General features: G+C 45.1%; 13 protein-coding genes. 5 read left to right on the forward strand and 8 right to left on the reverse strand.

Going from position 1 to position 24,650, the window contains the following annotated elements; translation table 11 throughout:
- From JO154_RS15925 to JO154_RS15945, 5 genes are all read left to right on the forward strand, one after another.
- Positions 1 to 3,309 (forward strand): glycoside hydrolase family 38 C-terminal domain-containing protein, encoded by a 3,309-nt coding sequence (locus tag JO154_RS15925; RefSeq protein WP_291947268.1) that lies wholly within the window; start codon positions 1 to 3, stop codon positions 3,307 to 3,309.
- A gap of 250 nt (positions 3,310 to 3,559) precedes the next feature.
- Complete coding sequence (locus JO154_RS15930; protein ID WP_291947270.1) at positions 3,560 to 7,927, forward strand: WGR domain-containing protein; 4,368 nt, start codon at positions 3,560 to 3,562, stop codon at positions 7,925 to 7,927.
- A 168-nt stretch (positions 7,928 to 8,095) separates the two neighbouring features.
- On the forward strand, positions 8,096 to 8,515 hold the full coding sequence (locus tag JO154_RS15935; protein ID WP_291947272.1) for an SRPBCC family protein: 420 nt from the start codon (positions 8,096 to 8,098) through the stop codon (positions 8,513 to 8,515).
- A gap of 2 nt (positions 8,516 to 8,517) precedes the next feature.
- On the forward strand, positions 8,518 to 8,973 hold the full coding sequence (locus JO154_RS15940; RefSeq protein ID WP_291947275.1) for a MarR family transcriptional regulator: 456 nt from the start codon (positions 8,518 to 8,520) through the stop codon (positions 8,971 to 8,973).
- Positions 8,974 to 9,251: 278 nt separating this feature from the next.
- A complete protein-coding gene (locus JO154_RS15945) occupies positions 9,252 to 10,595 on the forward strand; it encodes a hypothetical protein (RefSeq protein WP_291947277.1) in 1,344 nt (447 codons plus the stop codon).
- Here JO154_RS15945 and JO154_RS15950 read toward each other — a convergent pair.
- Genes JO154_RS15950 through JO154_RS15985 form a run of 8 tightly spaced genes read right to left on the reverse strand, consistent with a single transcriptional unit; the run spans position 10,537 to position 24,622 of the window.
- Positions 10,537 to 11,340: a GDSL-type esterase/lipase family protein gene (locus JO154_RS15950; protein WP_291947279.1), complete on the reverse strand. Its 804-nt coding sequence runs from the start codon at positions 11,338 to 11,340 to the stop codon at positions 10,537 to 10,539. The genes JO154_RS15945 and JO154_RS15950 overlap by 59 nt on opposite strands.
- On the reverse strand, positions 11,337 to 12,653 hold the full coding sequence (locus JO154_RS15955; RefSeq protein WP_291947281.1) for a glycoside hydrolase domain-containing protein: 1,317 nt from the start codon (positions 12,651 to 12,653) through the stop codon (positions 11,337 to 11,339). The genes JO154_RS15950 and JO154_RS15955 overlap by 4 nt, the downstream gene beginning before the upstream one ends.
- 8 nt (positions 12,654 to 12,661) lie before the next feature.
- Positions 12,662 to 16,294: a hypothetical protein gene (locus JO154_RS15960; protein ID WP_291947283.1), complete on the reverse strand. Its 3,633-nt coding sequence runs from the start codon at positions 16,292 to 16,294 to the stop codon at positions 12,662 to 12,664.
- 7 nt (positions 16,295 to 16,301) lie between these two features.
- Positions 16,302 to 18,119 (reverse strand): hypothetical protein, encoded by a 1,818-nt coding sequence (locus JO154_RS15965; protein ID WP_291947285.1) that lies wholly within the window; start codon positions 18,117 to 18,119, stop codon positions 16,302 to 16,304.
- Positions 18,116 to 19,939, reverse strand: a complete 1,824-nt coding sequence (locus JO154_RS15970; RefSeq protein WP_291947287.1) for a glycoside hydrolase family 88 protein — start codon at positions 19,937 to 19,939, stop codon at positions 18,116 to 18,118. The genes JO154_RS15965 and JO154_RS15970 overlap by 4 nt, the downstream gene beginning before the upstream one ends.
- A 12-nt stretch (positions 19,940 to 19,951) precedes the next feature.
- The gene (locus tag JO154_RS15975; RefSeq protein WP_291947289.1) at positions 19,952 to 20,782 is read right to left on the reverse strand and encodes an alpha/beta hydrolase; all 831 of its coding nucleotides are present in this window, start codon (positions 20,780 to 20,782) and stop codon (positions 19,952 to 19,954) included.
- 2 nt (positions 20,783 to 20,784) lie between these two features.
- Entirely contained in the window at positions 20,785 to 22,737 is a 1,953-nt protein-coding gene (locus tag JO154_RS15980) for an NPCBM/NEW2 domain-containing protein (RefSeq protein ID WP_291947291.1), read from the reverse strand.
- Between the two features lies 1 nt (position 22,738).
- The gene (locus tag JO154_RS15985; RefSeq protein ID WP_291947292.1) at positions 22,739 to 24,622 is read right to left on the reverse strand and encodes a RagB/SusD family nutrient uptake outer membrane protein; all 1,884 of its coding nucleotides are present in this window, start codon (positions 24,620 to 24,622) and stop codon (positions 22,739 to 22,741) included.
- Between the last annotated feature and the right edge of the window lie 28 nt (positions 24,623 to 24,650).

Raw genomic sequence — 24,650 nt, forward strand, 5'->3', positions numbered from 1 at the left:
ATGAAAACAAAACTGATGTATTTAGTCGGCATACTAATCATGTCGGCCCTCCACGGCTATGCCCAGAAAACAGTTCCCTGGCTGGGAAAAATTAACTGGATCAGTGGTTATGAGAAAGAGATTACTGGAGAAAATATTCAGTATTATTCCGCCTTCCCAGACTATGCCACCACTGCCCTCCTGACGCGCGCCACGGATGGCCATAAAACGATTGCCTGGCAAACGGCCAAGGTTCCCGCCAACACCAGCGGGCCATATGTCTATTTCAGTTGGGTAGCCGGCCACTCTACCGCTACCAGCAGTGGCCCACGCCATTTCGATCTTTATGTCAACGATAAAAAGCTACTGACCTTTACTACGCTTCCGGGAAATCAATCTCCTGTATGGTCTTTTGCAACACCAGACAGTAGTAGGCTTGTATTCCAACAGACCACCCGCGATGGCGCCAGTGACGCCCATGGGCTGATGTTTCTGCGTCTCCCTAAAAACCTGGTAACACCTGGCCAACCAGTTACACTGAAAATTATCGGGCAGGCCCAGCAAAGCAACGACTGGTTCATGACCTTCAAGTTTACCTTCCAGGAAAAAGTGGATATTCATCCACAACCCTTCCTTCTGCAAAATGGTAAACAACCGATAGCCCTCACTGCGCTTCATTTTGGCACTCCTCAGACGATCCAGATTAGCGCCGGCGGTAAACAAGTAGCCACCTATAAAATAGAAGATGGCGTTAGTCATTTTGATATTCCGGTAGACGCGGTTACTCACCCCGATAGTATTCGTATAGTCGTACGTGATAGTAAAAAAATATTGGCGGATAAATATGTGCAGTTGTCGCCCGTAACCTACAGGGAAATCAGCCTCATTCATCATTCTCACACGGATATCGGCTATTCTCATCTGCAACCAGATGTACTTAAAATCCACCTAAAAAACATTGACGATGCCTTGAAGATGATTGCGGCTACTCGCGATTACCCTGAAGCAGCTCGTTTTAAATGGAATATTGAGTCGCTCTGGGCAGTAGAAAACTACCTAAAACAGGCCACTCCAGAGCAAAAGACGGCATTCATACAAGCCGTGAAATCTGGCAGTATCTGCTTATCTGCTTTGTACGCCAATATCCTAACAGGTTTGAGCTTACCGGAAGAAATGTTCCACTATACCGACTATGCGAACCAACTCACCAAAGAATACGGCATAAAAATACCGTCTGCCATGATTTCCGATGTACCCGGTTATACCTGGAATACGGTGACAGCACTGGCACACGGCGGTGTGAAATATTTTTCCAGCGGCCCCAACTACCTGGGTGAAAATCATCCTTACCTAGGGGATCGTGTTGGCCATTTTGTAAGAACTTGGGGAGATAAGCCCGTATGGTGGGAATCCCCTTCTGGCAAGGAAAAGATTCTTTTCTGGGCAGGCGGTAAAGGTTATTCCTCCTGGCATGGAACTGCCCCTGGTGGCGTATTTGAACGTGGCCCTCAACGCATCGCCGCTTACCTCCAAGAACTGGATGCCAAACACTACCCCTATGATATGGTACAATGGAGATACAATATAGTGGCAGATAACGGCCCTATCGACACCTCCATTTCCCGGTTCGTAAAAGCTTGGAATGAAAAATATAAATCACCTAAACTCATTCTCAATACTACCGACAAATTATTCGAGACCTTTAATTCCCGTTATGGTAACCAGTTACCTGTGGTCAGAGGCGACATCACTCCCTATTGGGAAGATGGTGCCGCTTCTACGGCCCAGGAATCTGGCCAAAACAGGATCAATAGTCTAAAACTACAGGAACTGACTACAGCCGCCGCGATCCTCCATCCTGCCGGCTATAACGAAAATGACTACTACCGGGCATGGACCAACGTAATTATGTTCCATGAGCATACCTGGGGAGCTCATAACAGCATCACTGAACCAGATGTGCCCTTTGTGACTGAGCAATGGCGCATTAAGAAACAGTTTATGCTGGATGCAGACAGCATCACTCGTAAAATAGAAACCTCCCTCTTGGGTTCCTTTACGGATGCTGCGTCCCGTAAAATTGCTGTGGTAAACACTTTATCCTGGAACAGAGACGGTATCGTGAAGATATCCACTCCAGGCAAATCCGTAACGGATGCACAGGGCAACCGATATCCTTTACAACAACTGCAATCCGGAGAATATGTTTTCCTTGCACGGAATATTCCAGCCCTGGGAACAGCGGTATACCAAGTAACAGACGCTCCTGCACCTGCTGCCACTGTTTTCACACAAACGAATAATAGTCTTAGCAATGGCCGCATTACCCTCACCTGGGATCCTCATAATGGCAGTATTACCACGCTCCGCACAGGCGATGTATATAACTACGCAGGCGTTTATCGGGAGCAGGGCTTAAACAGCTATTGGTATGTGCCAGGGTTAGATCCTGTCGCAGCCACCACTAATAATGCAGTGCAGGTAAAAGTGCTGGAAACAGGCCCTGTAGTGACCACCATCGCGTTAATGAGTGCAGGTCCTGGTTTGAACAAACTGGAGAAAAGAATCACTTTATATGCCAATGCAGATGCAGCCATCCTGGAAAACATCCTGGATAAAAAAGCGGTCCGTGAAAAAGAGGCGGTGCATTTTGGTTTTCCATTCAATATCAGCAGTCCACAAACTACTCTGGATGCGGGTTATGGCACCTTGCGCTATTTGACGGATCAGCTCCCCGGCTCCAATATGGATTTTCTTTTTGGCCGTCGTTGGGTGGATATCGCCAATACTAGCCATGGCGTACAGTGGATGTTGCTGGAAACCCCTATGGTAGAGCCTTCACAGATGATAGATGAGCGGAATGTAATTATGCAGAGTCATAAGGAATGGCGGAAATCAGGGGAGCCTACTGCTACTTGGTTTAACTATATTATGAACAACTACTGGCATACCAACTACAAATCGGACCAAGATGGCCTCAGTAGTTATCATTATGCTTTGCGCCCGCATACAGTTGCTACTGCCACCGAACAAGAGCAAGCCGCAACTGCATTTACGCAACCATTGCTGGCATTCCAGGTGAAGAATGGAATAAAACTGCCAGGATCGCTGTTCCGGTTGTCTAACCCAAATCTGATCATCACCAGCGTTACGCCTGTGGAAAATGGCGGATTAAAAGTGCGTGTATACAATCCCGTTACAAGTGTCGAAACAGGGAAATTTATATGGGAAGGTTATCAGGCCACCAGCATTTACGCAGATCAGCAAGCTGTAGATAATAATATCAGCATTCCAGGAATGGGTGTGAAAGAGTATCTATTGAAAAAATAGAACTGTGGACAATAAAAAGGAGCGGCGATCAAGGAATTGGTCGCCGCTCTCTTTTTAGATGATAGATCGCACATCCTTAAAGTATTCATGAAGACCGTCATTCCTTACTTCCAGAAATTCGGATTTTCAAAGATCTTACCCTATCTTAGTCCTATTGTAAACCCGTCATATACTGTGCAGCTACACCCCAGACCATCTATGAAAATCGCGGGCTGAGAACTGCCACAACGGAAGAAAACGCATGCTACACATGAAAAAGAATTTCATTTACCAAGACGATAACTCCCATAAGTTTTGGAACATTGATATCAATGGCACAGAGATAAATGTCACCTTTGGTAAAGTAGGTACGCAAGGGCAGAGCCAGACCAAATCCTTTGCTACAGAGGCAGAATGTCAGAAAGCTTACGACAAGCTTATTGCAGAAAAAGTAAAAAAAGGATACCAACTACAGGAAGACACTACAGATAATAGTTTCAACATCCCCGCTCCGCTGTACGATGATATCCTCGCATTAGCCGACTATCTCGAAAAACAACGGCCGGAAAAAGTGGAAATACATCCTTCTTCTAAGGCCCATATAGCCCGTATGGAGGAGACAGCAGGTTTCTCCCTCCCTACAGCGTTCCGCGAGTTCTGGCTCCGCAAAGGCTATTTCTACTTTGAAAAGGATGATTTTCTCTGCGCGATCTACGCCTACAACGATAATGCAGATAATGCTACTACGCCGTACAGTCTCTTACAGATGTTTCTCAATATCTATCGCGTGGAGAGCGAATGGTTCCAAGCAGAAAAACACCTGCTCTCCCACTGCTGGATGCTAGGCATGATCATGAATGATGAGGATAAACATTTCTTCCTCAGCGACCCTTCCGGCCAAGTACACCATATTCACATCCCTACCCCATTCAAGGATATCAACGATGATATTCTTGCAGAAAACTTCTCTAGTCTAACTGGCTTGAAAGACCACTTTCAGCTACCAGCACCCGAAGTAGAAGATACAGCAGAACCAGCCACAGAGGAGGAAGATGAAGATCGGGAGATGCGTGTCTTCCTAAATCAATACCACCTCGAAAAAATAAGCTACGAAGAAGCCCTCGAACGACTAGGAGTTTCCCACTTATTCGATTATTGGGAACATGAAGAAAATGCCAACTGGACCACCGAAGAATATGAGAATGAGGGCGAATATTTTGAACAGTATGCCAGAATTTATTTCTGTGACGGTGATCTTGATATAGATGGCGACTTAAAAATCCCGAACGATGATATGGACCTACTCATCGTGAAAGGTAATATGAACATCCGAGGGAAAGTAACCTCCTACTACGGTGCAGGGGTTCCCTATTATGTGGCAGGCAACACTACCATGGATTATATCCACCTGAGTGAGTTTCAGAAAACATGTGGCGTAGAAACGGTACGTTATATAGCCATAGCCATGGGACAGGATGATGAAATAGTTCACACCATGGCTCATCGGAAAATAAATGCGCCTTATTTCTTCTCCTGGTTTTATAACCTCCACTGCTTCGACTTTGCCCCACAGACGCTGATCACCGCTATTTATAATACGGAAGATTTGTCGGCCTACACTACCGATAACACCCTCCTAGCTTGGCATGATTACGCCTATGTTTTCCGTCCAGAATACTACGGCAAGATCGAAGAAAGCTACCATGATGGCTTCGGGTTGTATACCTCTAAAATTTACGAGGCACTCCAGAATAACCAACCGATCCTCCAGGAGGGCGTTACAGGGGAAGGTATTAAACTGATCGCCAAAGGAATTAAACTGAAAAACCAAGACGATTTGCCTGGTGCATATCAGTGTTTCAAAGAGGCGGTTAAAGTGGCTCCTGGCTATTACTGGGGCTATTACAATGCAGGTAAGTGCCTGTTTGAAAAGAAGGCATATACGCAGGCGATGGAATATTTCGCAAAGGGTATTCCCTATACACCAGCAAAAGTAGCCTACGAATTTGATTGTATGCAGGAAGCGGCCCTTTGTGCAGTCATCACCGGTGCTCACGACAAAGCCATGGAATGGGCAGAAATGACTCTACAAAAATTTCCTTCTGCGCACTTTGCCATGCGCATCATCGGGGAAGCATTGATAAAAAAGCAACAGTTGGAAGCGGCCAAAACCTACTTGGAGCAATCCATCGGCATAAAATCGATTTTTTCCAATAACTGGCTCTTAGGATTAATTTACCATCTGACAGGGGATGCAACACAAGCCGAAGTCTTTTATAAAACAGCTTACAGCAAAAACAATAAAGCACGCCCCTATAGCGAACATACAGACCTCTCTTATATCTATGGCGCCTCTGTAGACGTTAACTGGGAAACGCAACAGCAAGCTCAGGTAAAAGATCAGGCGTATTGGAACCAGTTTTTCAATAATGCGCTAAGTCAATATGGACCTGGATTATACAAAAGCACCGGCTACTTCCCTGATCAATGGCTTTCCAGTAAAATAGGGACCATACCACAGGAATACCGATCCGGCGAAATGTTGGAGGGATTACTGCAACACCAAACCAATGGCGAATATGATATAGATGGTAATATCATCCAGTTTTTCAGCCAGGAACTGATGACGCCAGCATTAGCCCTGCTGGCTGTTAGCCGTCAATCGGCGTGTCATTATTCGCATATTCCGTCGGCTTTGCTCACGGAGGAAATCTTTAATGCGCATCCAAAAGGTATAGATTTGTCCTATGTGTCTGACGAGAAAAAGACCTATGATATTTGTTTCCTGGCGGTAAGTACCAATCAATATAATTATAGCTATATACCTGCGGCCTTCAAAGATGAACGAATGAATATTGCGTTGATCGCTGGTGGCGTATTGGGAAATTCATCGGGGAAAGTACTTCCTTCGAAATATCATACCAGCGAATACATCCAACAGGCCATAGACTTGGGCATCCATGTCATTACCCGCATTCCAACAAGATTGGTAGATAAAACGGTCTATCAATATGCAGCAAATAAATACGGTCAGCAACCGGAATGGCCTTTTATCGTGGAGCAGTACGATCGCAATACCTGGCGGTACGGATCCAGCCACGATATTGAATGGATAGGTAAGATATTATTGAAACATGGCATGGACATTTTCAAACACATCGAAGCGGATCGTGTCAATCAACAAGTCTATCAATACATCAAAAAACACCTGGGACATCTGCCAGATTTCGAACAACAGGTGAAGAAATATGGTTGGGAGACACGGACTACTGTTTCCTATGATACCCCTCAGGAATTTGACTACAATACTTTCAGCAAGGTATGGGCCTGTTTCTGGGATGAAGACTTCATTATTAGCGCGCTGACAGCCAACAGTCAGGGGTCCAACGAACGGATTTATGAGGTGCCACCGCAATACCTCACACAGAAGATATGCGATATCGCCGTGCAACGTAATTCCTACGACTTCCAATTTGTTCCCAAGGAATATATAACAGCGGCTATGTGTGAGACAGCCTGCGCTCAAGACTACGGCACTGCGCTCGAATATGTGCCACTGGCCATGCGCACGGAGAAAGTCTGCGGACTGGCATTAGGCCGGGATGGGGAAAATATCAGGTTCATGCCGTTGGCATTACGTACAGCAGATGTTTGTACCCGGGTCATGCTACGCAATAGTAACTACCTGCAATTTATCCCTTACGAACATTACGCAACCATTTTTGAGACGCTGCTTAAAAAGCATAAGGGTCACTTCTATGCAGATATGCTACTCGTCAATCGCGGACTGGGCCTGATTATAGCGCAAAAATATGTGGAGGCAAGATCCATATTGCTGCAAGTAGAAAAAGCGGAAGAAGTGCGCCCTCACTATTGGCATCAAGCCCTCTACTATTTAGGCTGGAGCTATCATCTGACAGGCGACACCCAACCAGCCAGCGAATACTGGCAGCAGGCGCAAGACTATGCTAAAGCACAGAAAATCGAGAAAGAATACTGGCTCACTTTTCCATACGCCGACTTCCAACTAGTCCCCGTAAACGATGTGTATGAATTCCGTCGGGATGAATTTGACGCCCAACTGCGAGAAGCCGCTTTATTAATAGAAAGTAATAATTATCCTCCTGCATTAGCGCTACTATCCAGTGTAGAAAAGCTTCTGCAAGATGGGCAATGTAGTGAGATGGGGCTGTGGGCACAAGTTTGGGACCATCAGCGTTACGCATTATATGAGGCTGGTCAACAAGAAGCATCGCTGGCGCTGTGTCGTAAGATCGTGACAGCGTTGGGTAAAGTGGCGTTGTGGGATTACCTGGAATCATTCAACCCTATTCGTGCAGCATTGCGTAATGCACATAATAGCCTAGCGTATTTTTATTACCAAACAGCCAGCAATCTTCAGGAGGTAAAAGAAGGATTACAGCATATCAAAACCACGATGAAAACCATCGCGCCGATTGAAGAGAAAAGTGTACTACATCCATTCTACGAAACACAGGTGCTCCTGTGGCATAAAGCGATGCAGTTCGATCCCGCTTACAAAAAGGATTTACAGAAAGGCATAGAAAAAATCGATAAACTGAAATTAAAAGAAAAAGGATTTATTAGTGCCACATTTGATGAGATCATAGGTAATTAATCTATTGATATCCAAATAATTGAAAGGCTTCCAGCAGTCATAAAACTGACTACTCGAAGCCTTTCTTATTTGCCATAATCTTATCATGACCAAAAATATAATTTTGCTTATTATAAGTACACTTATTATATTTGCACTTATAAAACAAGCAATAAAAAATTTAAACTTATGTGGACCCGCACTCACACCATCACCTCTTCAGCAGTAACTAAAGAACAGCTCTGGCGTTTATACGAAGACGTTAATAACTGGCCATCATGGGATGATGAGCTGGAAGCAACAGACCTGAAAGGCGCTTTCGAAAAGGGGAATCATTTTATGTTGAAACCCAAAGGAGGCCCTAAAGTGAAAGTAGTATTGGTAGACGTACAGCCCAACAAGCGTTTTACAGATGTGACCCTATTTCCTTTGGCTAAAATGTATGATGAACATATCTTTGAAGAAACGCCTGAAGGCCTGCGTGTTACGAATACGCTGAAGGTAACGGGCTTACTGGGTTTTCTTTGGGTGAAATTGGTGGCAAAACAGTTAGGAGATAATTTGCCAAAGGATATGATGAAGAAAATAACAGTTGCATCAAAATTGTAATTATGGCGAAAAACAATGAACATATTTTCAGTGTAGAAGAGGCCGGAGAAAGCTCCGGCTTCTTGCTATGGCAGGTGACCAGCATATGGCAACGCGAAATAAGAAGAGCCCTGGAACCGCATGGCCTCACCCATTCGCAGTTTGTGATCCTCGCCAGCATTTACTGGTTATCCATGCAAGAACAGGCGGTTACGCAAGTATTGCTGTCGAACCACACCAAAATTGACGTAATGACCACCTCCACTGTCCTGCGCACGCTCCAGGAAAAAAAGCTGGTATTACGCGCAGAACATCCTACAGATACCCGCGCTAAAGTGGTTAAACTAACGGATACCGGTAAAAAACTGATTAAAGAAACCGTACCTGTAGTAGAAAAATTCGATCAGGAGTTTTTTGCTGCACTGGGTAATAAGTTGCCAGGCTTTAATAAGCAATTGCACACATTACTGGGATCATGAAGCTAATCGGGTCCCAGCCCCCTCCCATAGCCCCGAATATTCTGAATATCTAATTATTGAAACCTTACTTACAAAGTAGCAGGAATTCATTTCCAAAAACGTAATTTTAGGAATTATCCTCTTTTCCCGCTACATCAGCACCAACCTAAAAGAGAAAGGCCAGCTTAAGAAAAATAGTAATATTAAATTTCACGGAAGCTGCGGGAAATTGTTGTAATATTCCCGTAAGAATAGCACCAGTATCATTTATTAGCCAAAATTATCTTTGTAGACATTATATGGATGAAGTAAGGGACAGACGATATATAAAGGAAATCATCAGCGAATACACTACCCGTTTTGCTGCTTGGGGCCCGCCGGAATCCTGGGACCTGGATCAATTCAAAACACTGGAGAATATGATCTTGGACGCTACAGATATTACCGTAAATGCCAACACCCTTAAAAGATTCTTTCAACAACGCACCGGCAACCCACAACTGGCTACGAGAGATGCCCTCTGCCGATTCCTGGGCTATACCGGCTATACTGATTTTGTCATTAAAAAAACCCGCATCGTAGAAGCCACCCATCCTACTGCTGAAACAGCCGAAGACGATCTAGAAGACGTACCAAAGGAAATACCTAGTGCGCCAGCGCCTGCTAAGGCTCAAAAGTCCAATCGCATCTATATCTACCTACTAACGGCATTGTTATTAATCGTTTGCTCGTATCTCCTGTACATACTAAAAATCAAAGAACTGTACACGGATTACCTGCTCTCTAAAATTGAATTTTCCGTCTCTAATCCTAAAGGCGCAAACCCTTTAACGGTCAGCTTTTCATATAGTATTCCCTCTTCTCTGCTAAAAGATATCAAATTAGTATATGAGGAAGCCAACGGCGATACCTCCGAAAAACACCTTACTAGAAACATCGGAAAAGTAAATGCCACTTACATTTATGAAGGCGACGGCTTCTGTCATCTGCAATACAATGGCCGTACTATAAAATCCATTACCATAGAAAACCGCAAACTAGGCTGGTCTATCTATACGCGCAATGAACGAAAAGGTATTTTCAGAACGCTACCTATTAGCCAAGGCTTCCACCAGGAAGGATATGTGAGCCTTCCTTTGGATAGCGTAGTACCGGAGGCCCGCCCTGGTCACTTGTTTGTGAGTTATGTTTACTACAAGGAAAAATTAGTGGATGGGGATAACTTTAGGTTGGAAGCGAGGGTCCGCAATTCGGCCAAAGACTTCGCCATACCGCGTTCTGATGTGATGATGTACATTCTCTCCGATACCGGCATGCACGGCTTTGCTTTAAACGAGGCAGGCTATGCCTATATCAAGTTTATTAGCGGAGAAAAAAGCATCAAAGGAGATGAATACAATATGAGCAAATTCCACTTTGATGCATCCTCCTGGCATGTCATGGCCATCAAAGTGGAAAACAAAAAATCTACCTTCTACCTCGACGGACAAAAAATCTACAATATAGATTACACAAAACCCATAGGCCCAGCCAATGAATTGATCCTACGATTTAAAGGTTGTGGTGCAGTAGACTATGTAAAACTCAATAAACTCGACGGGCAGGTGGTATACGAGGAGAATTTCGATAAAGTGCCTGAATAACAGGTTGTAAATTTTCCGCCCAAAACCTTCCTAGTTGCGCTGCGCCCAACGCATTGGGATGCAAGAAAAAGATGCCTGCATTTCCCTGTTCCGCAGTGAAATATAGTTCCGGCTTTTTCTTAAAAAAGGCAAAAGCATTCCGGTCTCCTTTAAAGATATAGTCTGGATGAGCTTTTACCAATCCATCTAAGGCCGGCGTATAGGTTTGCAGGCGATTTAACCCTTCTGCCAAATACTTCGAACTGTTATAGGTATTAGGACTATACCAGATAGGCCGATGCAAAACAAAAATACTCTGTGGATATTTTCTATGTAAACTGTCGATGATAATCTGTAGGTTCTTTTTATAGTCTTCCGCTGAAACCGGCGCTCCTGTTGGGCCTTCGATGGCGCTATCGTTCGTGCCGAGGGTAATCGAAAAGATCAGTCCCACTTTTGCATCATAAAGCGTATCAGCAGCTTGTAATATTTTTGTGAACAGCTTTTGAGCACTCGGCAAGAAATCTACCGTTGTGCTGCCACTGTGGCCACAATTGGCATATCTAATGGCATAGCCTTTTTCCTGTAATAGTTTTACCGCCTGATATGGCGGACATTCTACTTCCCTGGATTTCAAGTTAGCACCATAAGTAATGCTATTCCCAACAAAAACAATATTACATTTTGCTGGCGATTGCTGCGCTGAAACGTTGCTGGCGCCAGCAACAAATACCATCATTGCGGCAACTGTATTTAAAATCTTCATAACTGTATCCCTTTTTGTGAAGATGGTGGTACTGCCCGTTCAAACACACCGGGCGTTGGCCCCATACTAAACTCAATACTGCCGCCTTCCATGATATCCTTATTGGTAATGTACAATTTATTATAATCCTTTCCATTCAGCTTTACCGCCTGCACATATATATTTTTATCACTCAAATTAGTCGCTTTCATGGTGAATTTTCGGTTCTGTACATTAACAGATGCAGCAGAGACCGAAGGCTTTCCCAATAAATACATGCCTTCAGCCGGATTAACCAGGTATAATCCTATGGCACTATATAGATACCAGGATGATAGTTGTCCACAGTCATCATCTCCTGGCAATCCATCTGGTTGATCCGTGTATAAAGACGTGATGCTATCGAGAGATGCGTGGGTAGTAAATGAAAAATCATGCTGCGCCGAAACCCTGCATGGGGTAATCAGGCTATGATACAGGGCCGTATAGAAAATAATTTTGGTTTTAGCTGGCGCGACAACATTCATTCCAGACAATTCCTGCTCCCATTTTAGTTGCGCCTGGGTAAGTACCTCGTTAAAATCCCAATCCGGAATTTCGGCAGAAAGGTTTTCCTGCGCCTGTTGTACACTAGCCGGCGATATGCCCACTTTTACCAATACCATTTCATTGTCGGAGGTTTCAAAATGCAGGATAGCATTCGACTGTTGCTCCGCGGAAATAACTGCTCGAAAAGGTTTAGATACTTTAATTACAAAGTACATCTCCGCATTATCCCCAATTGAACTCCTTCCTGTTATCGTACAGCTATCCTTCACCTGTAAAGCATTACGGCCTCCTGGCTGAGTAAAGTTCACTACAATATGCGATTCCTTACTAGCCGGAAACGTATACCGGTGCATTCCGCAATGTTGCGCGACTGTTAGTTCGGCCATGATGTCAAAGTCCTTCAACTTCACTTTATAATACCCCGGCGATGCGAGTTCTTCATCATGCGAAAACCTGGAGCGGGAATCCGCTCCAGTGGCCTTACCAACAGTAGGCATCAGTATTACATCCGGGTTTCCTGGTGTGGAAAGTTGCACATGAGAAAATCCAGTGATGGTACTATCCTGGTAATGATAGCCTGCACATGTATCCACACCTGTATGAGGACTTAATTGCACCATACCAGATGGATAAGCTGCTCCAGGAAATGTATGGCCATGATTACCAGTGCCAATAAATGGATTAACAAAGCCCAGCACATCCACACTGGTTTGTTGATTATTCTCTGATCCGCTACATCCCACCAGGAAGGAGATCCACAAAAGCAAAACTAAATATCTGGCCATGGGTAACATTATTTTTCCACTCCGAATTCCACTTCATTGGCCCAGTGCTCTTTCCAATCCGGATGGAAAGCCCTGGCGTTTATTTTGGACACACTGCGGTCGCGGGCAAGCTCCATACAAGCGGCTCCGGCGGTATCATCGTTCACTCTTACAGAAAATTTCACTTTTCCGCCACTGTCTATCACCCGCTTCACATCTGGGATTTCACTCCATGGGATGGCACATTCCGTAAACAGGGTATTGCCTTTACGTATTGTCACCAGTTTTCCGTTTTTAACAGGGCCGTCGAAAGGGGATTTAGGCTGACGCGGGAAAAAGTGTTTGCGTGGCATTCCGGGTACTAGGAGTCTCCATATCTCAAAACCTCCTCCATATTCATCGGCCACTGTATTCAACGCATATTCATAATCGGTGCACTTATAACCCGTATAACGAGGCATGGTCCCCTTGGGAGCCGCTTCCATGCCATCTTCTCCAATAGGGAGTACGTTGAATGCAATCAAGATATTATCAAATTTCTCTCCGGTCATGCCATCGGGCAAGGTGCCTGTTTTACGATAAGAAAATCTTCTTACGCCACTTGGCCAAACCAAAGGCACCAGGTCATTCTGGGAAACCGGCGCGCATTGTATATTTGCAGCCAATGCATGTTGCGCTCCTACTAAGTAATAACCGGATTTACCATATACCCCCATCCAATTACCTTGGGTATCAAAATCTTTTGTAACCAAGGCGGCTGCCGCATTTCTGTTATTGTTACTCATTACCTTATCAGCAGGATCAAAGAAAATACCTGCCAGTTTGGTGGTATTTCTCCAACTATCCCAGCTAATGGCGGAGCAACGAATACGCAGCTTCCCAGCGAGTTCCAGGTTTAAATAGGCGCCGTTCCAACAGTTCTCAATATTGGTGGTCATTAATTCCTTCCCGCTCTCTCTGTCGTATACAGTGACGGTCACATTTCGCTGATTGATGCCAGGGAAATACAAGGCAGTACGTGTATACTTGTCCAGCGGTAAATCGATGTCCATGCCAATAGATCGGGTGGTGGCGGAGTTCTCAAAGTAGTTCATCACACGTCCGCCGGTAGGCAGTTGCAGCGCGGCTTTATCGGTAGCTGAAACGGGCTGCTGGATGAGTACTGATTCCATCGCATACTGCGTTTGCATGTAGGCAGTATCTGGATAAAAGTGTTGATCTTCATCGCGGGTTTCAAATCTGGGCGCTCCTTTATTCGGGGTTTTATCGGCTACTTTTGCGGCAAAATAAAAATACTGATCATCGTAGGCCATATAGGTATTGGCCAGTCCGTCGGAAACGGTATCGAAATTTTCATATGGATGCCAAGCGGCTTCTGTTAAGGAAATGCTGGCTTTGGAAGATCCTTTTATGGTCTGCGGAATGCACCCTGCCCAATCGCCAAGATCCCCATCCACTTGGATAGTTTTCTTTGCAATATAGTTGACATGCATCTCCTCATAATGCTCTGCAAAACCATCCTTTCCTGCATCGAAATGCACATGCAACGGATAACTATTTTCTTTGTTGGCAGCTCCATTTTTCACTTTCACCAATACGGTTTTAGTTTCATGGGGTTTAAATGAAACTGTTTGTGGATAAGTAAGTTGTAAGTCACCTACTGTGGCCACCAGTTTACCACTCACCGCACGATTTAATACATTCGTTACCTGTAGTTCTATCGCGGGTTTGGCGGCAATAGGAGCAGTGAAATCTTTTGCAATGATCTCCAGTGGCTCATACCCTTCTATCCTCGCCTTACCAACAGCAGCTACTAATTTATCAAATCCGCCACTGGCGCCATTTACCCGCAAAAAGTACCCTTGGTAATTCAAAGGAATCGTGAATACACCATTTTGCGGCGCAATTTTATTGCCGTAAAAATCATACAGTAAGAAAGCCGAATCTGCCTTGATGATCATCTTTCCATCTGTGATAGGATAATACTGAGAAAGCTCATCTGTTATTTTTTTTCGTGTATCCTTGTCCGTGGTAGCGTTTAATTTTTTGTACAATTCCTGTCTTTTCTTGGCTTCTGTCAGGCTCCGCACATTCCGGAACAAAATATGTGTAGCACCGAAGGCTTCTCCAAGATCCCCAGTAATCACGATACTACCATCCTCTTTGTTCTTATTATAGCCATCAAAGACCATCACCCAAGGAAGGCCATTTGTAAACAATAGCCGATTAAAATCACGTTCCCCGATAAAGCTTTGTACTGCGCCCATCGCGGCGGCAGTAGACCAGGTATTATGCAGTTTAGGAACCGTTTCCAGCCCATTCTTTGTTCGGAGGGACAGCGTTTGGACAGAGCGATGCGGGTCTCCCGAATACATATATCCTCCGTAAACACCCATAGATCGGTCATATCCAGCAGAACGGTTCGCTGCTACTACCAACCCAATACGGTCATCGGTATTACCTACCCAGCTCTCCGTATCCCAGATTTTCACGCGACCTTTATAATCTTTCCGGTGGTTAAATTCAGGGTACAATACCGGCGATTCCATTCCCTGGTAGTGAATAGACAGGAAATCGAATATCGGCAGCATCTTTTGGGTACCATCGGCAAAAAACTTATCCATGGCATTGGAGTTGGAATCGCCGCCGCCTACCAGTACGTCTCGGTCTTCTTTCCGGGCTTCCAGTACGGCTTCCGCCATTTTGGTATATATCTCGCGATAGCGAATCATATCTGCCTGCCAACCAGAAATCGACGATCCCTCCCAAGGCTCATTCCACAAGCATACCGAAGTAATCGGTCCTTTAGGCCAGCCAAATTCCAAACACAACTCTTTTACATACTTTTTGAAATCTTCATCCATGTCTGGCATCCAGGCTAAGTCCTGCTTGGTGCGCAGCATTTTTCCACTGCTATCCAAGTGTGGCCTACTGATGCCCAGCGGCATCGACTGTGCAGTTTGCCCCTCGCCAAACATCAACATCACCGTGATATTATTATCTTGGAAGTTTTTCATCAAGCGCTTCAACTCCTGCATATGTGCCTGGTAACCAGGATTAGTAGTGGCGATGTACGGAATGCCATAACGAATCGCCTGGACCCCCATACGACGTAGAAAATCAACCCCTAGGTAGTCCAGTGATTGCTTCGGATACTGCATCTTCACAGGAGAAGGCTGCATGCTGTATACAAAGCTGGTGCCCAGTCTGCGTCCGTTTTTCCCCAGATCAAATACAACGGCATAACCACCATATGCGGTAATATCATCAATAGTAATACTCGCATTGGCCCAACCATTGGGTGCCATATTTAGCTTTACAGGGATGACCTTTTCGTAATCCATTTTCACCATCTGCGGCAACCAGATATCATTGGGTATGCCTTTGGTGCCATAACGAATAACATATGCTTTGGCATCTACATCCATCGCATGATTGGTGTTATTCAATAACTGGAATTTCAGCCGGATAGCATCCCCTGGCCAGAATACATTGGCCGGTGCGGACGATTCTATCAGGTTTACATCAAAATCATAACTTCTTAATCCGTTCTTTACGCCCAACACCTCTTCATAACTTACCCAGTCCTGTGGGTCTTTCATTTGGCATTGCGCCGACTGTACAATAGCCAGCAATATGGTTCCCAGTATAAAAAGTCTCACGGCAAAATTATTTTGAATCTGTTTCGAAATCGTTTTTAATCCTGAATTCATCGTCGGGTTTCTTCAAAGCCTGTACAGACATGCCTTTCATAGATAAACGGAGATACTTATCCTCTGTTTTTACGGCGATTTTCGGTTCTTCTACTCCAGGCTGCACTATCAAGGAAAGCCCTATCACGGCTTCTTTCATGGCAGCAAGGTTAAATTCCTTTTTACTGCCAGAGTGGATGATATAATCGGCCCATTTTTTATTGCCAGCCCCACCAGTTTCCCAGTGTCCTTGCATGCCGTCCCAATTGCAATAGGGCACGCGAATCAGCATTCGCACCGCACCGGATGTAAACACCAATTCATTTTTTCCAGAGATAGTAAAGGAAGACACGTCCACATCACCGCCAGTTTCGATCCTTAAGCGCAAATCATTAGCGGTAATCGTGCTGTCTTTTATTTTATCAATGGTGGGGTGTTTATCCCCACCGTTGTAAGCGATATTCAGAATAGATAATACAGTAGAAGAATCCTGCACATTTTTGATATGTACCGCAGCGAAATCGTAGCTGTCATGGAGGAAGCGCACCCGCAGGTAAGCAGGTTTTTCCGGTGTTCCCCAATCCGCTATCAGCGGCCGACACTGATTCCATAAATACCCCTGATTCACGGAAGCAAGGGCATACTGAGGATGTACATATAATTTACCCACAATATCTTTCGCCTTCAGGACGCCATCTGTATTGCGCAATTGAAATGCCCCTACCATAAAGGTATCCACTGCAATACGTGGTAAATCCTGGTGCAGGAAAGCGGGAATAAGTGCAGTAGGGATTTCATGCGGTTCCAGTACCCGCGCCTCTCTTGGATAATCTCCGGGAAGATGCACCTTTCCTTTTGAGGCATAGAAAAATAACTGTTTAAGCTCAGGGGTTAATAGGTCATTATAGGCTCTCAGATTGGGTCCGCACCATTGTCCTGAACCCGTATGAAAATGACGTGCAATCATACGCCAGCACAACGCATACAACTCATCTACCATTTTTTTATCTGTAGGATTGATAATGGTCTGTTTCATGCGCAACAGCTCATTCATGGCCACAATCGTATAGGTGGGACTGTTATATTCCGTAAAACCTTTACTATTTTTCGTATAGTCGTGGAAGTAAGCCAATTTATGCTGGCCATAGTTACTGATACCAGGCTGCCCATATAAACGTCCCACTACGTAACAGACGTACGTTCCCATGATGCAGATATTGGTGTAATCCGCCTTCACATTGCGTTTCATAATGGAACGCGCAGCGAGGATAAGCGCTTCTTTTATCTGGGATTTTAGGTTTTCATCCAGATGCGAGGAACCATTGAGTACAATATCAATCAAGGACACTGACATAAAATCGGCCCAGTTATAATCCACTGGCGCCTTCCGACCTTTCAACGGATCCTCTGGATAATAAGGCCAAACGCCGCAATATGCCTTACTGGTATCTTTTTCTTGCAATGGCAGTATTGCTTTCACGATAGCAATGCCGCGCTGTATATCTGCAGTATCGCCGGTATGAAATAAAGCGGCTGCATATTGAATGGAACTGCGCGTATCATGCACGCTGACGCCACTATCCAGATCGCTGTGATAGTGTTTTTCCTTCGTAACGGACCATATCATATGTTGGCCGGCATCATATTGCTCCGCACTGGTATGCAACTCTTTTTTCAGTAGGCCGATCTCTTCCTGCGTCAAGCGTTCAGTATGGGTACGGATATCGCTGCTATGATAAGCACATCCGCCCAAAAGCCATGCAGACGCAATGATCAGCGCAATTGACTTTTTCATTTTTTCCCATTTTTTTGCTGATCCAACATTTTCTGTACCTCTATGCCAGCAAAGATGACGGCAAAAGATCCATGAGTATCATTATCATAGAAAGGCCGGTTCATGTAATAGTTCACGTCTTCAGAGCACATGGTGCCTACGCAGATCTTATGTACGGTGCCGTCTTCCTCAATTTCAGACGCGATGGCCTTCCAGCCATCTGTTACTACCGGTGTAAACTTTTTCTTGTTCAGCCATCCTAATCGCACGCCTCTGGCCATTGCCATGGTGAATATGGCGGTGCCAGAAACCTCTACGGGAGAGTCGTTTCGAGTGATGACATTATGCCAATACCCCTCTTTACTTTGATACCGGATTAATGAATTACAGAAATCCTGATATAGGCGCAGAATGGTTTTATATTTTGGATGATCCTGTGGTAATGCCATCAATACCTCCGTCATGGCCCAGATAGCCCAGCCATTGGCCCGCGACCAATAAGGCAGTTTCACCTGTGGGCGACGGGAATAGTTCGCATGCATAAAAAGCTGCGCATCCTTATCCCATACATGTTTCGTAAAATCTAGCAATTGATTGGCGGCATCATCAAAGAATAATTCTCGTTCTGGTGGGTCAGTGGTATACAGCCCTGCCTGCATTAGGAAAGGAATCCCCATAAACATATCATCCACCCAAACCGTGTATTCCTCCGGTGTGGTACGAGTATAGTTCGTATAACCCGGACTCCTTATCTGTCCTACTTTTGCATAGTGCATCATTTTATCGATGTAGGCTTTATAGATAGCTTCGTTTTTAAAATCTTTGGCTTTACGCAAGCGATAAATCAACGGAATAGAAGGCGCCAAAGTAAAATCCAACAGCCTGGAATTGATCACCATAGCATTGGCTGAATTATAAGCCCTGAGCCCATTTACCTGGTAATCCACAAATGGCATTCCTTCCATTTGGAAATCGCAGAAATTCACCGCCCATTGATTGTATTGTGGTGTTCCCGTCAGTTCGCTCAATTGCTCCATGGCCCAGGCTACGCCACCATTATGATAATTCCACTGATAAGTAGTACCCCATGCTTTGGCGCCGATTACATCTCCCAGGACTTCCGGTTTAGGAACTGTCCATGTTACAGAGGTGGCCAATCCCGGATACATCGCGCCAAATCGGAATTCATTTTCGGGTGCATGTGGGGTATTGATTTCCGGTGCAAAGGGGCCACAGATAAGCCAGTTGCTCAAATTAGCTACACTGCTATCCACATTTTTCACATGACTTAATCCGATGGCTGCATAATTCCGTGGGCCATTCAATACGGCATCATGTTCACTGGGTGGTTGTAAGAAAACACACCACTCTTTTCCACTAGTAGACGATTTTATTAGCAGGTCGTTATTCCCTTTTTTTAATGGTACCCGAAAGGAGTCCGACATGGTCATACTCCTTTCATCTCGTACAATAGCAATATGAGTGTCTCCATTTTTTTCATAGACCAAGTTGCCATTACACCATATTTTGCACGCATCATTATGTGCTATTTCAATGGTAAAAGTCGTGTCTCTCCCAACGGTCAATTGTGTGTAAGCATAAGCCACTGCTGCCTTTCCTTTGCCAAATGTTTGTCCGAAATCAACAAAGGAAAGGCCATTAAATCGTGGATTACGCGCTGGTAATATCAGTTGATAAGCGAAAGGAGTTTCCCGTATTAGTTTGTCGCCTATCTTTTTTATTTTTTCAACGGGCGGTGGGTTTTCGTTTACCTGTTGTGCCTTGCTACTGAGTATCGCCAAAAGAACAAACAATAACGTGGTAATATATTTCTTCATCATTACTATGTGGATCTAGTTTCCAGATAAGGCCAACAGCCATTTTCTCAGGGCTGCCGTCCAGTCGCTCTTGTAGATAAAATTGTCGTTCAAAGCCCAGCCATGGTTGCCTTTTGGATAGATGTGCATTTCGGCGGGAACCTTATTTTCATGCAATGCTTTGTAGTAGCAGATGCTGTTGAGAGACGACACTGTTTTATCATCATCACTTACAGCTATAAAGGCGGGTGGTGTTTCGGGAGACACGTGTCTCTCGTTACAATACTCACCTACTAATTTACGACCCGGCTTTTCCCCTAATAAACATTTCCGGGAACCTTCATGCGTAAGCGCCGCATCCATAGTGATAACAGGATATAGCAAAATCTGGAAGGCTGGTTTTTCTGCGCCAGTGGTATGTGTGGATAACGTTGCAGCCAGATGTCCGCCTGCAGAAGAACCCATGATACCCAATTTGGATGGGTTTATATGCCATTCCGTGGCATGTTCTCTGACCAACTGCATGGCTTTTTTCGCATCAGCAAGTGGTACCGCAGCGCGCCCTTTAGGCAAGCGGTATTTCAATACAATCAACGCAATGCCCTGTTCATTGAAGAAAGAGGCGAACTTAGTCCCTTCTTTTTCCAACGCCAAATAAGCATAGCCTCCTCCCGGACAGGCCACCACAGCCATTCCATTCCCTTTCTCCGGGAGAAACACCTGAACGGAGGCATCGCTATAATCTTCCACTCCGGCTTTTTCAGGCCAGAGTGGAAGTTCCAGATGCTGTTGCGCAGATGCAGGTTTAATATTGATAGCCACCAGCAATAACAATAGGATGGTCTTTATATGGATAATGGTTTTCATCTTTAATTTGCTGCTTTCATTTTCAAAAATAATACGCCATGTGGAGGCACCTGGGCGGAATAGCTATTGTTGGCCACTCCTAGTTCCTTTTGTCGCCATAAGTCGCGAATGTGTTGTGATCCTTTTACACCGAGTTGATCCCATTGAATAGAGAGTTCCTGCTTGTTGTCTGATAAATTAAATAGTCCAACTGCGATGGAGCCGTCTTGTAATGGCCTAGCCCATATTTCTGTTTTTTTAGTGCGGTCGGCGATGATTCTTTTCCCTTGTATGCCTGCTGGATCTTGGTCAACTGCAATTACTTCTTGATTGGTCAATAGGCGCAAGGTGAAGGAATCCACCTGTTTTAAATCGCACCCAATCAATAAGGGCGCGGCCAATATGCTCCAAAGAGTAACATGGGTATACTGTTCGTCTGGCGAGAGATGCGTGGGATGAATATCTTTTCCCCAGCCCACTTTCCCGACTACCAACATATCTGGATCGTTCCAACTGCCTGGCTGTCCATATGGCTGCCATTTATCTTGCATAAATCCGATAGTGGTCATACTGCACCAGGAATCGTGTATATCGCCGGTAGTGCGCCAGGAATTGGTTAGGCGACTCCAGTCTTCCGCCAGTTCAAAAGGAGCCGCATTGGAAATGCTGTACACCATATCTCTTCCGGATTGACGCAGAAGATAAGTGAGTTCTGCGGTATGTGCAATATCATTGGTTACCCAATCGTATTTCACATAATCAAAGCCCCATTCCGCCCATTGTTGCACATCATTTTTCACAAAAGAGAATGCGCCATATCTACGGGAAGAGTTGATTACTTTCCCATCGCGGGTATCAGCGCCACCACCAATAAAACCGGCGTAAGTCTGCACCCAAGGCGAAGAATAGATACCAATTTTAATTCCTTTGCTATGCACATATTCCACGAGTGCTTTCATGTCGGGGAAATTGGCATTAGGCATAATGGCATTGAATTTCCCGCCACGTTGACCCTGCCATCCATCGTCGATGTTGATGTAAGCGTATCCATACTGGAGCAATCCTAGGTTGACCATGGCATCCGCCATATCTCTTATTTTCTGGTCGTTGATATTAGCGCCAAATACATTCCAGCTATTCCAACCCATTGGCGGAGTGAGGGCTATTTTCTCACCGATAACTATTTCCAGTTCTTTCGTATCAGCACCATAACTGTTTTGTGCTGTAACCACCACCTTGTAAGTGCCGTTCTTGGCCGCTTTGCCGGTGATGATTCCTGTTTTGGAATTGAGTGCCAGTCCTTCGGGAAGCCCCACCGCCTTTATAGATACAGGATGTTCACCTGATACAGGAACTGTAAACAGGAAAGGATTGCCTGCACGTGCGCCGTATACATAAGGCGCATGGATAACAGGATTTTTTGACGGAAGCGGCGTAGTGATATATGCTTGTTCTTTTGGCCGCTGGATGGATATAGGATCAGCGCCTGCTACTTCAAAGTAGGCATCTACCCAGTCAGCACGATCTCCTACAGTGCCATCGCCAGTATGATCTACATATAACACCAGTGATTTGATTCCTTTCGTTGACACGGCCAATGGTTTGGCCGTGTCCTTTGCATGCATGATACCACTCCGCCAGAGAACCTGGCCATCTCCCATTACAATAAATTCAGCACTCGCCTGCCTGGATTCGTGTTCTGGCGGTGAATCGTCCAGGCCAACGCGGGCTTTGAAAGCAATGGCGCTTCCGTCAAGGGCAATCCTGAAGACACTTTCGGCATGAGTGCCCACTCCCCTGTCGAAATGCGTTCCAGCAATCAACAGCGGCGTTTTCCACATCGACTGATTGGCCAAAGCTTTGCCTGCCGACTGATCCACATTCGTTAAATCCAATTGATCCAGCCATACCACGTGGGTAGCAGGTTTAAATCCCGAAAAAAGCAGCAGGAGAATGGCCCCCATCATCATTCGCATACTAATAGCCTTTATTCTGCTGACAATTGATATTCCTGTCTAATTCTGTCTGATAGATCGGCAGCGCATACTGGTTATCGGTATTCCAAGTGATGGCACCAGCCCTGCTTTTTTCATATACTTTTGCCTCATTAGGCCCGAGGGACCAGCGTCTCACATTAAACCACCATTTTGCTTCCCCAAATGTTTCTGCCCATGTTTCATAATACAGTGCATTTAAGGACAGTTGGTCCTGGAATCCTGGATCAGCACTATTGGGATGCAGCGCGGCTTTCGTGATCTTAGTACCGGAAGCAATCACATTATAATCCACAAACTGACTCGGATTATCCCATGCCCGACGATGTACTCTATTGATGTAATCCAGTGCTTGTGCATCATTATCATTACCACTCAGTTTCCAATAGCATTCCGCCAAATTCAGGTATACTTCCGGCAAGCGGGTGAAATAAAAATCAGCGCCGTGCATGCGTGGGTTCTGGCTGGCCTGCATATCATATAAATTGAATTTGCGCAGACTCCATCCATGTTTGATCACATCTTTACCCTGTGCAGCATTCATTTGGTATTCTGTTTCCGTACCGCCACCATAAGGCAATATGGCGGCTTTGGTGGATGCATTCATCACGGTATCTACCCATGGCTGATAGGCAGATACCCACAAACGAGGATCAGGATCTGTATCATAACGCTTCAGGGTTTTCATATGATAACAGGAATCCACATACGAAGAAACAACCGTACGGCCAGGAGTGCCCAGGCCCTGCATGATAGGGTAATAGTTCTGTGGGAATCCGAAGCGGCCAAGGTTTCTATCGTGCATATACATATTGCCATAGCCAGGAGTAGCGCCACCAGGCGTACCATTGTCGAAGAACGGCGTAATAAGCAGTGCCACAGCAGAAGCGGTGGAAGGTCCAGCCATCGCATTATCTCCGGATCTTACAATAGTAATCTGGTGCAGTGCTTCGGTATTATTATTCTCCGTGTATGCGTATTGTGGATTACCATTCCACATATTGTAATAATCCTTGAAGCTCATCAGTGATTTGCCGGAGCCTTGCACAATGTCCAAGAACGCATCCCGCGCTTCAGCCCAGCGCTCTTCATACATCAGAGAACGGCCCAGCAAGGCTTCGGCAGCATAATAATCAATACGGCCTTTGTCAACACCTATCCATGTTTTCTTGGTACCATCGCCGGGAACGGTTAATAATGCGGTTGCATTTTTTAGATCGGATATGATGTAGTCCCAGCATTGCTTCACCGTACTGCGCGGGCGCATTTCATCCGTACGATCGCCGATTTTCACATCAGAGGTAAAGAGAATAACACCAGGATTTTTATTATCTCCATTTCCTTTCACCACTACTTCCTGTGCATAGAGATTCATCAGGAAGAAATAATGCCATGCACGGAGGTAGTAAGCTTCTCCTAGTTTATACCTTAAGGCAAGGGTATCCGCAGCAGAAATAGTATTGCCTTTTTTCTGTTTATAGTTAGGAACAATCTGGTCGATGAAGGTTCTGGCCTGTTGAACGCCTCTATACAATCCCCGCCATTGAGAGCCGGCATATGCATTAGCAGCATTTATGTGGAGTACCTGTAATTCGTTCCAGTCGCTGGTTCCCAGCCAAGCTAAGTCTCCGGTGTGATCAATATTATAAAAGAATCTTCCTAATCCAGTAAGGCCAAACAGCTCCACGCTATGAATATTCGCATAAGGAGAATTGAGGAAGTAATCTACCTGTGCCATATTCTCCGGGAAAATATCCGGATTCAATACGTTGTATGGCTTGGAGTCGTCTACAAAATCCTTCTTACACCCTAGCAAGGAAATGCCCAAACCAAGAATGAAGGAAAGTTTTATGATGGTGCGTTTCATGAATCGTAATTTTTAGCTTGATAGATGG

The sequence above is a fragment of the Chitinophaga sp. genome, from assembly GCF_019236475.1.
Taxonomy (GTDB): domain Bacteria; phylum Bacteroidota; class Bacteroidia; order Chitinophagales; family Chitinophagaceae; genus Chitinophaga.